Genomic DNA, 12207 nt, shown 5'->3' with positions numbered 1-12207 from the left:
GCCGGTTCGATTCCGACCTCGGCCTCCACTCTTGAAAACCCCGTAGATTAACGTCTACGGGGTTTTTTATTGGCCGCGATTTGGCAATCGCGTCCGCAATTTTTTGGATCGCTTCGGCGGCCACACTTTTTTGTCGGCAAAAACGATACGCCATATGGGCGGATTCTCTTCGATTGGACGTGAGATTGTGCTCAAGGCTGAGGAGCGTAGGCGTCCGCCAACGGTCGATTCTGTTGAAAACCTCGGCGGCAGTTCTTGAGGCATCAAAGCATGCATCGAAGATTGAAATCTTGAATATTGGCAGCGCCTTTAGGCTGAGATTTCACGTGGAAACGTACGGAAGAGGCGCTTTGATCGCCCCATTCCACCGTGTTCTGAAAAACCGACTGTTTCAACAGATTCGGCCAAGCGCGATCCGTGGACACCATGATGGCGAAATAGTAGCCTATGTCGCTGGTGAGCAAGAGAAAATCATCAGCCGATCACTTGGGATGATGTCGAGAGATGGGACCGAACACTGAAGACCTGATCTTCATTCTTGGGTCACCACGCTGCGGTTCGATCGGCGTCATCTGGCGTTCACTTATCTGCACCTCGAACTGTTCGTCCGTTAAAAATTCGCAACCAACGAAAAACTAAATCGCCAAGGAAGTCACATGCCAGTCACATGCCCAAGTTGTGGTTCTGATAAAACACAGAAAAGAAATATCGGGACGAAAGTCGCAGGAGGCGTTGGAGCCGTAGCCGGTGGGATAGGAGCAGTAGCAGGCGGGGGTGAAGGCGCCGCTGCTGGTGCTGCGATAGGCAGCGCCCTGTTTCCTGGGGTTGGGACGCTCGTTGGCGGTGTGATCGGTTTTTTAGGTGGCTTGGCAGTCGGTGCTACGGCGGGAGCAGTGGCAGGGAAAGCCGTAGATGAATACATCTTGGACAATTACAAATGCAACGCATGCGAACATACATTCAGTAGTTGATTGCAGCTCGACGGCAAAGCGGTCGACCACGGCTCTAACGTGGCAAAAAAAGGTACCACCTGTTCACGTTTAAGCTGCTTCTTTAGCGCCGTTTTGCCTTGTTCGTCGATCGGGCGACGTTTTCACTGACGATTTCGTGGCGCCGCCCTTTTCAAGGGTCAGCAGTGATAACGTCTGTGCTGCATTCCTGGAGCCTGCTGGATGAATCGTCAAAGCCCGCCTCACCTCGTCGCAACGCCTTTAGCCGCACCAGGCACTAAAACCCCCGCCGCCCATCCACCTATCTGGCATTACGGCCCGAATATACCGGTCGTTGGCAGCACTGGTCTGGGCCTTTTTGGTTTCTTCGTGGGGTTGCTTTTGCTGTTGCCGGGCTACGGGCTGGTGATGTTGGTTATTCTCGGCCTCGAAGCCATGCAAGGTGTGCCGCCCAGCCATGGGACGAGCTTTACAGAGTCGTGGCTTATCCTGCCCCTGCTTGGCACAGCGGTGCTCATGGGGGTGATGCTTGCCTGGGCTTCCTCCGCGCCTCGAGTGCAGGCCTTTACGTTCGACGAAAACCAGCAGCTCCTTACACTCACTGTCACCCATCGCGTCCGTAAACCCATCGAAGTGCGCGTGCCATTCAGCGACATCATTTATATCTGCCCTTACGTGGTCGCCATGTTTGATCGCCATGGCCATTTCAGCGTCGTATGCCATGGACCGAAGGGCAATGTGTCCGAATATCGATTGGCTGAAGGTAGTTCTCTGGAAGAAATGGAGTTTCATGCAGCCTGGTTGCGGGGGATGATAGGGGAGCGGATGCACGAACTATTGAATCTGGACAAGTGAAGGGTGCATGCCCCTCCTGGCACTGCCCAGTTGCACTCGCATCCCAGTCAGGCGTCGGGCCTGACGATACATTGGTCTTTTACTTCATCCGCGTACACACTGAGCTTTTCCTGCTGAGCCGCCAGCAGCGCGCATATTCTCATCAGCGCTTGCGTCTCAGCCGGGGTTTTGCCGCTTGCGGCTATCGCTGTCAGTTCAACCACTGACCATCCAATCACCGCTGCCGCATCTTCCAGGTCGTAAAACAGTTCTTGCTGAGCAGTCCTGGGCCCGTTGAGCCCCTGTATGAGTTCTTCCATTTAATTCTCCGGTCGGTGCCGTTCAAGTTCCTCGAATTCCAGGCATGTTCTTACCCGGTGACGCATACAGCGACACTCAAGCTGTGGGTGGGCAGTGTGTACCGCCCACCTTACAAACCCTACCATCAGGTTACACGATAGTCGTGACGCACTTTGTTTTGCGCTGTCATACCGTGCGAGAAGTTAATCTCGTCAAGTAAGAGAGTGTGGTCATGAAGTTAAGTTATCTAACCAAGGCAGTTGTGGTTATCGCGCTGCTGTCGACCTTGTCCGGTTGCTGGATGTTCATGCCTCCGGGCGGTGGCGGCGGTCATGGCGGTGGCCATGGTCCTGGCGGGCCTGGTGGTCCTGGCTTGCGTTGATAGCAGGCAATGGAGGCAGGCCAATGGCTTGCCTCTTTTTTTTGCATCGGCCAAATCCAAGGCAAAGAAAAGCCCGCGATGGGGAGAGCGGGCTAAAGGGGATGTTCACTAGGAGCTGGGTTCAACTTAGGCGCTTGCCTGTGAAAGGTTTGTGAAAGCGCTGCCATCAAATTGTACGCCTCGATCTACCCCTGGCTGTACGGGGCAACGGGCCCCATAACCCATTATCGTCGCAGGCATACCGCCCGTTTGGATGCCCATCATGTTTATGTCGACCAGCCTGTTATCGGCCTTTGTGCTGTTTGCCTTCGTTTCTTCGATCACGCCCGGTCCGAATAACACCATGCTACTCGCCTCGGGCGTCAACTTCGGCTTTCGTCGCTCGATGCCCCATGCGCTGGGGATCAGTATCGGCTTCATGCTGCTGGTGATTTCGGTCGGCCTGGGCCTGGGCGAGGTGTTCAAGCTATTCCCTTGGGCCTACACGCTGTTGCGCTATGTGGGCGCGGCGTACCTGCTGTACCTGGCGTGGAAGATCGCGACCGCGGGCGGCATGTCCGAAAGCAGTGATGAGCACAGCACGCCCATGACCTTCCTGGGGGCGGCGGCGTTCCAGTGGGTCAATCCCAAGGCGTGGATCATGGCGCTGGGAGCCATCACCACCTACACGCCGGTCGAGGGCTATGTCACCAACGTGCTGGTGATTGCGCTGGTCTTTGCCGTGGTCAACCTGCCCAGTGTGTGCGTGTGGGTGGGCTGCGGCACGGGCCTGCGCAATGTGTTGCGCGAGCCACGCTGGTTGCGGTTGTTCAACCTGTCGATGGCGGGCTTGTTGGTGCTATCGCTGTATCCGATGCTGTTTGCCAGTTGATCAGACCGGCGAAATGGTCGCCAACAGGCCGATGCCGATGGTCAGTACCAAAAAGCCGAACAGGAAAAGTGCCATCTTGGTCATAAGGCCTCCGAAGGGAAGGGGAGCGACAGAAGTGTCGGGATGTGTGCCATTGTCCGCCCCGGGCGGTTTTCGATACAGACCCAGATGACGACGAAAAAACCGTATCAGATGCGTTTGTGAGGCTGTGCCACGGGCTTTCCAAGGGCCCGGTTTTAACAAGATCAGAGACCCAGCGCACCTTGGTACAGCGCCGGCCGTAGCGTACCGACTGAGACAGCCGCCGCATTTGCCCCTAAGATGGCGCCCACGGCATCAACAATAACAGTGGGCCAACCCTCGATGGAAAGACGTCAATTCAGCGGCGGCATGAAAGGCAAGAACTTGCGCTACCTCGATGATCCCTCCCAGCAGCCGGCGTCGGTCACCCGCGTCGGCTTCTTGCTGCTGGAACACTTCTCTTTGCCGGCATTTACCCAGACCCTCGACACCTTCGTCACCGCCAACCTGTTGCGCCCTGAACTGTTTGCCTCGCGCACTTTTGGCTGCGACGAGGGCGAAGTCATCAGTGACCTGGGTCTGGTGATCCGCCCCGACGCGTGCCTTGATATCGCGGCGCTGCAGGCGCTGGAGCTGTTGGTGATCTGCGGTGGCTTGCGCACCGAACTCAAGGCCAACGACGATTTCATCCACCTGCTGCGCACCGCCGCCGAGCAGGGTGTCAGCCTCGCCGGGTTGTGGAACGGCGCCTGGTTCCTCGGCCGCGCCGGCCTGTTGCAGGGCTATCGTTGCGCGACCCACCCCGAACATCGCCCGGCACTTGCGGAAGTGTCCAAGGCCACCCATGTCACCAGCGAACCCTACGTCATCGACCGCGACCGCCTCACCGCTTCCAGCCCCTCCGGTGCCTTCCATATGGCCCTCGACTGGATCAAGGGCCTGCACGGCAAAGCCCTGGTCGAAGGTATCGAAGACATCCTCGCGTTTGAAGAATCGCGCTACCGGCGCATCAAACCGACGGAAAACGTCTGCGTCAGCGCGCCGCTACGCGAAGTGGTCAAGCTGATGGACGCCAACCTTGAAGAGCCCCTTGAGCTCGACCAACTCGCTGTCTATGTCGGCCGCTCCCGTCGCCAGCTCGAACGGCTGTTCAAGGAGCAACTGGGCACCACGCCGCAGCGCTATTACATGGAACTGCGCGTGACCGAGGCACGGCGTTTGTTGCAGCACACCGAGCTGTCCCAGGTGGATGTGCTGGTGGCATGCGGGTTTGTGTCGCCGAGTCATTTCAGCAAGTGTTATAGCGCGTATTTTGGATACCGCCCCTCCAAGGAAAAACGCTTGGTCAAATAGCCTGACGCAGGCGATGTGCTGTCGGGCGGCGACGTCAACCGGGAAGAAGTCTGCCCCGGCGAGTGTTCTCAAAAGCGATCCAGTCGATAGGCGTCCATGCCCGAGAGTGTCGCCGGCGCTGAAGCCAGTCGCACCACCCACTCCGCCGTTACCGCGGCCTGCGTCAACCCCAAATGCTGATGCCCAAACGCCAACAACACCTTGCCATCGAACACCCGGTCAATCACGGGCAGCGAATCCGGCAACGATGGCCTGAACCCCATCCAGGGCGTGGCGTCCTGCGCGTTCAACGCCTGGCGAAACAAGCCTTCGCTCAGCCGTTGCAATTGCCAGGCGCGCTGCATGTTGGCCGGGCGCTCGAGGCCGGCGAATTCGACGGTGCCGGCCAGGCGCAAGCCGCCAGCCATGGGGGTCATGATGAACTTGCGCTCCAGGGAGGTGACGGCGAATGGCAGTCGCCCGTGTTCCTGGGGCAGCATCAGGTGATAGCCACGCTCGGTGTCCAGCGGGACTTTTTTACCGGTCAGCGCGGCGGTGAGTTTTGCCGAGTGGGCACCGCAGGCGATCAAGACCTGGCGCGCGGCCAACGGGCCTTGGTCGGTGCTCAGCGACACGCCCTGGGCGTCAACCCGTCCATCCAGCACCCGCCGCTTGAGGAACTGCACGCCGCTGGCCTGGGCGGCGCTGACTAATGCGCAGACCACCTGGTAAGGGTCGAGAAAGTGCCCTGTCGCCGGAAAAAACAACCCGCCCAGGAGCTGCTCGCTCAGCTGTGGCGCGGCGCGGCGTATATCGGCGCTTGACCACACATCCACGGGCACGCCTTGTTGTTGCATGCGCTGGCGCAGCGCCTCGAGCGTCGCGCGCGAAGCGGCCTGTTCGAACACCAGCAACGAGCCGTCCTGGCGCAGTAACTGAGGCTGCGCGATGCTGTCGAGCAGGCGCTGCCAGGCGCCGAGGCTGCTTTCATTGAGCGCACGAATACCGGCCACGGTGCGATGGTAGCTGGCCGGGCGCAGGTTCAACAGCAGGCGTGCGAACCAGGGCAGGGCGCGGGGCAGGTATTTCCAGTCCAGGCGCAGTGGGCCCATGGGGTCCAGCAGCATGGCGGGCAGGCGCTTGAGGATCGACATGTCGGCAATGGGGAACACTTGTTCGGTGGCCAGGTGGCCGGCATTGCCATAGGAGGCCCCCATGCCGGGGTCCTGTGGGTCGATCACCACCACCTGGCGGCCCTGGCGCGCCAACTGCAAGGCACAGGCGACGCCAATGATGCCGGCGCCGACGATGGCGATATCCGTTGGGTTGGAATCGGCCATGGTCTACGCCTCTCTCTGGCCGTCGAGCAGGCGCCGCAACAGCAGCGGGTTGCTGTGCTGGAGTGCGGTCGGCAGCAAGCTGTCCGGGAAATCCTGGTAGCACACCGGGCGCAGGAATCGCAGGATTGCCGCCGTGCCCACCGAGGTGCTGCGCGAGTCCGAGGTGGCGGGGAAGGGGCCGCCATGGACCATGGCGTCGCACACTTCGACCCCCGTCGGCCAGCCGTTGACCAGCAGGCGACCGGCCTTGCGCTCCAATACCGGCAGCAGCGTGCGTGCAGGCACCAGGTCGTCTTCATCCAGGTGCAGGGTCGCGGTGAGTTGGCCTTCGAGGTGTTCGGATACCCGGCGTACTTGCTCCTCATCGGCGCACGCCACCACCAGCGAAGTGGCACCGAAGACTTCGGCCTGCAAATGGGCGTTGCCCAGGAACGCGTCGGCCGAGGCCAGGAACAGATGGGCCTGGCCTTGATTCGGACCTTGCGCCGCCTGGCCCTGCGCGACGAGCCGGGCGTGACGGGTCAATGCCTCGACGCCCTCTGCATAGGCACTGAAAATCCCCGCAGTGAGCATGGTCTGGGCCGGGCTGCGCGGCAGTAGCTCGCTGACCCGGTTGACGAAGCGGTCCAGGGCGGCACCTTGAACCGCAATCACCAGGCCGGGGTTGGTACAAAACTGGCCCGCCCCCTGGGTCAGCGACGCAACAAACCCCTGTGCCAAGGCTTCGCCCCGGGCTTGCAGCGCGGCAGGAAACAGGTACACCGGGTTGATCGAACTCATTTCCGCATACACCGGAATCGGTTCCGGCCGTGCCTGCGCTGCCTGGGTCAGCGCGATCCCGCCATTGCGCGAACCGGTAAAGCCTACGGCCTTGATGCGCGGGTCGCTCACCAGCGTGATCCCGACCTCGTGACCGGAGCCGTACAGCAACGAAAACACGCCCTCGGGCAGGCCGCAGTCGTTAACGGCCTGGGCAACTGCGCGGCCGACCAGCTCACTGGTGCCGGGGTGGGCGCCATGGGCCTTGACGATCACCGGGCAACCGGCGGCCAGTGCCGACGCGGTGTCGCCGCCCGCGACAGAGAAGGCCAGGGGGAAATTGCTCGCGCCAAACACCGCGACCGGCCCCAGTGGGATGTGGCGCTGACGCAGGTCGGGGCGGGCCATTGGCTGGCGCTCCGGCTGTGCCGTGTCTACGCGTACGTCCAGCCATTCCCCGGCACGGACGCAGCGCGCAAACGTGCGCAGCTGCCCGCAGGTGCGCGCGCGTTCGCCCTGGATGCGCGGGCGCGGCAGGCCGGTTTCGGCGCTCGCGCGTTCGATCAATTCATCCCCCAGGGCCTCGATGTGCTCGGCGATGGTGTCGAGAAATGTGGCGCGATCGGCCAGGGTGGTTTCGCGGTAGCTGTCGAACGCGGTCCAGGCGAGGGCGCAGGCTTGCTCAACCTGTTGGCGTTCACCGCCGGCGTAGGCCGGCTCCATTGGCGTGTGGGTCGCGGGGTTGATGGCCCGGACCGCCTCGCGCGTGCCGCAGAGGGGTTGCCGGCCTATCAGCATCTTGCCCGTCAGAGTCATGGGATCATCCTGGAAAACAGAGGGTTGGCCGCTGCAGGAACCGCAGCGGCGCACGGGGGTTATGCGAGGTTCTGTTCAGCCGACCAGTTGGCGTACCACTGGCGGAACAGCGCGTACTGGTTCTCGGCATAGTGCCGCTGGGCATCGCTGAGTGCATCGGTTTCGTTGAAGTGCAAGGCGTAGCCCTGGTCGCCGTTGAGCACCATCAGGTGCTTGTAGTACAGCACCAGGTCGCAGCCTTCGTCGAACGACGACAGCACCGCCAGCGCGCTCTCCAGCTCACGGGCCAGGCGACGGGCCTTGGCATCGCCCTTGGCGGCCTGCTTGCTCAGGGCCACCAGTTGCAGCACTTCCCGTGGCAGGGCGTTGCCGATACCGGTGATGGCGCCGGTGGCGTTGCAGTTGACGAAGCCGTGCACCACCTGGGTGTCGACACCGACCATCAGGGTCACGTTGTCGTCCTGGGAGGTGATGTTTTCGGCCGCGTAGCGCAGGTCGGCGCCACCGCCGAATTCCTTGAAGCCGATCAGGTTCGGGTGTTGGCGGCGCAGCTCGAAGAACAAGTCGGCACGGGTGGCGAAGCCGTAGTACGGGCTGTTGTAGATCACCGCCGGCAGGGTGGGCGCGGCGTTGAGGATCGCGGCGAAGTGGGCTTTTTGCGCGGTAGCCGAGGCGCCGCGGGACAGCACGCGGGGAATCACCATCAAGCCATGGGCACCGACCTTGGCCGCATGCGCCGCGTGGGATACCGCTTCACGGCTGTTGACCGCGCCGGTACCGACGATCGTCGGCACGCCCGCAGCCACCAGGCGCGCCACGCCTTCCTGGCGCTGGGCTTCAGAGAGCAGCGGCCAGTCACCCATGGAGCCGCAGTACACCACTGCGCTCATGCCGATATCGATCAGTTCACGCCCCTTGGCCACCAGGGCGTCGAAGTCCGGCTGGCGCGCGGCGGTGCACGGGGTCATCAGGGCGGGAATGCAGCCGGTGAAGATGTTGTCGCTCATGGTTCTAGCTCCTTGCAGCGTTCAGTAAAAAGGGGCCCAGGCTCAGATGCCCCAGGCGAAAGGGTCCTGTTCGTCGATCAGCAGGGTGCTGTCGGCGGTCATGTAGGCGCGGCCGGTGATGAACGGGCGCACGCGCTCGCCGTCCCATTCGAAGTGGCCTTCGAATTGGCTGCCGGTAATGCTGGCTTGTACCCAGGGTTCGCCGGGGCGCAGCTTGCCGTCGGCGGCCAGGCACGCGAGTTTGGCGCTGGTGCCGGTGCCGCAAGGGGAGCGGTCGTAGGCTTTGCCGGGGCACATCACGAAGTTGCGGCTGTCGGCGTGGGCGTCGTCGGCGAACAGTTCGACATGGTCGATCAGCGCGCCGTGTTCACCGTGGATGCCTTGGGCTTCGAGGGCCTTGAGCATCGTCCAGGTGTAGTCAGTGAGCGCTTCCACGTGGGCCATCTCCAGCGACTGGCCATGGTCCGACACCAGGAAGAACCAGTTGCCGCCCCAGGCAATATCGCCATACACCACCCCATGCCCGGGGACCTCCACCGGCACCTGCTGGCGATAGCGGTAGGCGGGCACGTTGCGCAGGGTCACGGCGCCGTCTTCATGCAGGGTGGCCGCTACCGGGCCGACGGGGGTGTCAATGGTGTGGACACCCGGTGCGATGCGCCCCAGGTGATGAAGCGAGGCGACCAGGCCGATGGTGCCGTGGCCGCACATGCCCAGGTAGCCGGCGTTGTTGAAGAAGATCACCCCGCAGGTGGCGCCCGGCGTGACGGGCTCGCAGTACAGCGCGCCAACCAGTACGTCGTTGCCACGCGGTTCCAGCAGGCAGGCGCGGCGCCATTGATCATGCTCGGTGCGCAGGTGCTTGAGTTGCTCGGCGATGGTGGCGCCAGCCAGTGCCGGGAAACCGCTCATCACCAGGCGCGTGGGTTCACCGCCGGTGTGGGAGTCGATGACATGCAGTCGTTTCATAACGCGCTCCATTCAGGGATAAGCCGGGGACGGCGTGGCGCTGCCGTGGGGATCGTCGACGGTTTCGCTCTCATCGGCGTCGTGCTCCAGGCGCACCAGGTGGGCTGGCACGCCGGTGGCTGCCCCCCAGTAATAGATGCCCAGGGCGCTGACGGCGACGACGACGGTGTCGAACGGGTGGCTGATTACGCCCAGGCCGCCAAAGCTGCCGAGTTTGGACAGCAGGATCGTCACTGCGTAAAAGCCGATCAGCCAGGCTGACGAGCGCACCTGTTGCTTGAGGCTCACATGCGCGGTCGGCACCCAGCGGGCGCACAGCAGGTACACCGCAAACATCAGGATTTGCAGGCCGAGCAGCCACGACACGGTGCTCCAGCCCGACCAGTACACGATCAGCGCGGCGATGATAAAAGACAGCGGACCGAGCACCGCCATGCCCTTGACCCGGAATGGACGCGCCATGCCCGGCGCATTGCGGCGCAGCGCGGCGACGGTCACGGGTGCCACGGCGTAGCTGAGGATCAGCGCGGCGGACACCACATTGATCAGCGCTTCCCAGGACGGAAACGGCAGGGTCCAGAACACCGACAAGCCAAAGGTCAGCCACAGCGCCGGGCGGGGGATGCCGGACTTCTCATCGATCCGCGTGAAGATCTTGAAAAAGGTGCCGGTCTGCGCCCAGCCGTACACCACCCGCGGCGTGGCGTTCATGTAGATGTTGCCGCAGCCGCTGGGGGAGATCACCGCGTCGGCCACCACCAGGTAGGCCAGCCATCCCACGCCCAGCGCCAGGGCGATATCGCGATACGGCAGCGCCAGTTCCTTGCTGATGCCGGCCCAGCCATCGGCGAGCATGTGTGTGGGCACGCCGCCGAGGAACGCGGTTTGCAGCAGCACATAGATGGCGGTCGACAGCAGCACCGAAAGGATCAACGCGATTGGAATCGTGCGTTGCGGGTTCTTCACTTCGCTGGCCACCGAGATGATGGGGGTCAGCCCCAGGTACGCAAAGATCACCCCACCGGCCGACACCGCCATCTCGATGCCCGACAGGCCGAACGGCGCAAACCCGTGCATCTGGAAGTTCGCTGGCTTGAAGAAGGTGAACAGTACGCCGATCACCAGCAGTGGCACGATGAACTTGAACACGCTCACCAGGTTATTGGCGATGGCGAAGGTCTTTACGCTGCGGTAGTTGAGGATGAAGAACAGGCACAGCAGGGCAAATTGCACCAGCCAGCCGAGGGGCGTCGGGTCGCTGGAACCGACCTTGGTCAACTCGGGAAACCAGGCTGCCGCGTATTGGCGCGAGGCAACCACTTCAATCGCCACCAGGCTGGAAAACGCGATCAGCGTAATAAAGCCCATCAGGTAGCCCAGCAGCGGGCCGTGGGAGTACACCGGGTAACGCACCACCCCGCCTGCACGGGGCAGGGCCGCGCCGAGTTCGCAGTACACGATGCCCAGCAGCAGAACGGCGAAGCCGCCGATCAACCAGGAAATAATCCCGGCAGGCCCTGCAATCGCGGAGACATGACTGGCTGCAAACAACCAGCCCGAACCGAAGATGGCGCCCAACCCGATAAAGGTCAGGTCCATCAGTGAAAGTTGTTTCTTGAACTTGCCTTGAGCAGACATGGCGGCGCCTTCTTGTGAGTTATTGGATAGGCATGCAGTGGCGCTATCCTGAACCCATCAACCGCGCGACGATTGATGTTTTGCGCACCGAGGAATGACGAATTCGGCACAATTTCCCACGCTCGACAGCGCGCCGGACATGGGGCAATCTGCTCGGTCTCAGGCTCACGAATGGGGTGCGGAAGTCATGTTGCAGCGCGCGTTTTCGACCCTGTGCCAAGGCAGCGAGGCGAGCCGTCCGCACAGCATCGAGCAGGTGTTGGCCGGTGTGGCGCAGCTATTGCCGATGCTCGATGTGATCCCCAATGCCGCGATCTTCATCAAGGATATCGACGCCCGTTACGTGCTTGCCAACCGCACCCTGGTGCAGCGCTGCGGCCTCAAGCAGTTGCAACCGCTGCTGGGCAAGACCAGCGCCGAAGTGTTCCCAGAGCAATTGGGGCCGGGCTACACCGAACAGGATCGACGCGTGCTCGAGCAGGGGGTTGTGCTGGAGGACCAGCTTGAACTGCATCTCTACGGCACTCGCGAACCGGGCTGGTGCCTGACCCACAAATGGCCGTTGTACAACCATGAAGGCCAGATCATTGGCCTCGCCGGCATCTCGGTCGACCTGCAATCCGCCAGCGAAACCCACCCGGCGTACCAACGCCTGGCCGCCGTGGACGAGCACATTCGCGCGCACTTCAACCGTCGTGTCACCTTGGGTGAATTGACCCGTATCGCCGGCATTTCCGTGGCGCAGTTGGAGCGCTACTGCAAGCGCGTGTTCCACCTGACGCCGCGCCAGATGATCCAGAAAGTGCGCCTGGACCATGCCCATCGGTTGTTGCACACCGATATGCCGATCACCGAGGTGGCCCTGCACTGCGGCTACACCGACCACAGTGCGTTCACCCGCCAGTTCAAGGCGTCGACCGGGTTTACGCCCAGGCAGTATCGCCAATTGCAGTAGTTGCGGGTCTGCAATGCAACGAATAGCCCCCGT

12 protein-coding genes are annotated in these 12207 nt (G+C 62.1%); 5 read left to right on the top strand and 7 right to left on the bottom strand.

All coding sequences use genetic code 11. The features are described from left to right. Positions 1-263: 263 nt before the first annotated feature. On the bottom strand, positions 264-464 hold the full coding sequence (locus QU606_RS20280) for a hypothetical protein (protein ID WP_150053969.1): 201 nt from the start codon (positions 462-464) through the stop codon (positions 264-266). Positions 465-1172: 708 nt separating this feature from the next. On the opposite strand from QU606_RS20280, the gene QU606_RS20275 reads away from it, so the two are divergent. Next, positions 1173-1805 carry a hypothetical protein gene (locus tag QU606_RS20275; RefSeq protein WP_304997405.1) on the top strand — a complete coding sequence of 211 codons (633 nt, stop codon included), beginning with the start codon at positions 1173-1175 and terminating at the stop codon, positions 1803-1805. A gap of 47 nt (positions 1806-1852) precedes the next feature. On the opposite strand, the gene QU606_RS20270 is transcribed toward QU606_RS20275, so the two are convergent. After that, entirely contained in the window at positions 1853-2104 is a 252-nt protein-coding gene (locus QU606_RS20270; protein WP_304997404.1) for a hypothetical protein, read from the bottom strand. 212 nt (positions 2105-2316) lie between these two features. On the opposite strand from QU606_RS20270, the gene QU606_RS20265 reads away from it, so the two are divergent. The 3 genes from QU606_RS20265 (at position 2317) to QU606_RS20255 (ending at position 4711) form a co-directional block, all read left to right on the top strand. Further along, positions 2317-2466, top strand: coding sequence for a hypothetical protein (locus QU606_RS20265; protein ID WP_173906425.1), 150 nt, complete (start codon positions 2317-2319; stop codon positions 2464-2466). Positions 2467-2728: 262 nt separating this feature from the next. Beyond that, entirely contained in the window at positions 2729-3337 is a 609-nt protein-coding gene (locus QU606_RS20260) for a LysE family translocator (RefSeq protein ID WP_304997403.1), read from the top strand. 390 nt (positions 3338-3727) lie between these two features. After that, on the top strand, positions 3728-4711 hold the full coding sequence (locus QU606_RS20255; RefSeq protein WP_024075707.1) for a GlxA family transcriptional regulator: 984 nt from the start codon (positions 3728-3730) through the stop codon (positions 4709-4711). Between the two features lie 68 nt (positions 4712-4779). Here QU606_RS20255 and QU606_RS20250 read toward each other — a convergent pair whose 3' ends face one another. The 5 genes from QU606_RS20250 to QU606_RS20230 are packed head-to-tail and all read right to left on the bottom strand — an operon-like array spanning position 4780 to position 11219. Beyond that, the gene (locus QU606_RS20250; protein WP_304997402.1) at positions 4780-6030 is read right to left on the bottom strand and encodes an FAD-binding oxidoreductase; all 1251 of its coding nucleotides are present in this window, start codon (positions 6028-6030) and stop codon (positions 4780-4782) included. Between the two features lie 3 nt (positions 6031-6033). Then, positions 6034-7605: an aldehyde dehydrogenase (NADP(+)) gene (locus tag QU606_RS20245; RefSeq protein WP_304997401.1), complete on the bottom strand. Its 1572-nt coding sequence runs from the start codon at positions 7603-7605 to the stop codon at positions 6034-6036. A gap of 59 nt (positions 7606-7664) precedes the next feature. Then, entirely contained in the window at positions 7665-8612 is a 948-nt protein-coding gene (locus tag QU606_RS20240) for a dihydrodipicolinate synthase family protein (protein WP_024075704.1), read from the bottom strand. Between the two features lie 42 nt (positions 8613-8654). Then, on the bottom strand, positions 8655-9581 hold the full coding sequence (locus QU606_RS20235) for a 4-hydroxyproline epimerase (protein ID WP_024075703.1): 927 nt from the start codon (positions 9579-9581) through the stop codon (positions 8655-8657). Positions 9582-9593: 12 nt separating this feature from the next. Further along, positions 9594-11219, bottom strand: a complete 1626-nt coding sequence (locus QU606_RS20230; RefSeq protein WP_069076055.1) for an APC family permease — start codon at positions 11217-11219, stop codon at positions 9594-9596. A 187-nt stretch (positions 11220-11406) separates the two neighbouring features. Here QU606_RS20230 and QU606_RS20225 point away from each other — a divergent pair, with 187 nt between their 5' ends. Continuing rightward, positions 11407-12174: an AraC family transcriptional regulator gene (locus tag QU606_RS20225; RefSeq protein ID WP_069076054.1), complete on the top strand. Its 768-nt coding sequence runs from the start codon at positions 11407-11409 to the stop codon at positions 12172-12174. The last annotated feature ends 33 nt before the right edge of the window (positions 12175-12207 follow it).

The organism is Pseudomonas sp. OVF7 (assembly GCF_030644265.1).
Taxonomy (GTDB): domain Bacteria; phylum Pseudomonadota; class Gammaproteobacteria; order Pseudomonadales; family Pseudomonadaceae; genus Aquipseudomonas; species Aquipseudomonas gorinensis.
This window is presented reverse-complemented; position numbering and strand designations above follow the sequence as displayed.

Bases quoted from the DNA above. Each gene is read 5' to 3' on its own strand.
- QU606_RS20265 (WP_173906425.1), top strand. From the start codon at position 2,317: ATGAAGTTAAGTTATCTAACCAAGGCAGTTGTGGTTATCGCGCTGCTG.
- QU606_RS20225 (WP_069076054.1), top strand. From the start codon at position 11,407: ATGTTGCAGCGCGCGTTTTCGACCCTGTGCCAAGGCAGCGAGGCGAGC.
- QU606_RS20230 (WP_069076055.1), bottom strand. From the start codon at position 11,219: ATGTCTGCTCAAGGCAAGTTCAAGAAACAACTTTCACTGATGGACCTG.
- QU606_RS20245 (WP_304997401.1), bottom strand. From the start codon at position 7,605: ATGACTCTGACGGGCAAGATGCTGATAGGCCGGCAACCCCTCTGCGGC.
- QU606_RS20270 (WP_304997404.1), bottom strand. From the start codon at position 2,104: ATGGAAGAACTCATACAGGGGCTCAACGGGCCCAGGACTGCTCAGCAA.
- QU606_RS20235 (WP_024075703.1), bottom strand. From the start codon at position 9,581: ATGAAACGACTGCATGTCATCGACTCCCACACCGGCGGTGAACCCACG.
- QU606_RS20240 (WP_024075704.1), bottom strand. From the start codon at position 8,612: ATGAGCGACAACATCTTCACCGGCTGCATTCCCGCCCTGATGACCCCG.
- QU606_RS20255 (WP_024075707.1), top strand. From the start codon at position 3,728: ATGAAAGGCAAGAACTTGCGCTACCTCGATGATCCCTCCCAGCAGCCG.
- QU606_RS20260 (WP_304997403.1), top strand. From the start codon at position 2,729: ATGTTTATGTCGACCAGCCTGTTATCGGCCTTTGTGCTGTTTGCCTTC.
- QU606_RS20250 (WP_304997402.1), bottom strand. From the start codon at position 6,030: ATGGCCGATTCCAACCCAACGGATATCGCCATCGTCGGCGCCGGCATC.
- QU606_RS20275 (WP_304997405.1), top strand. From the start codon at position 1,173: ATGAATCGTCAAAGCCCGCCTCACCTCGTCGCAACGCCTTTAGCCGCA.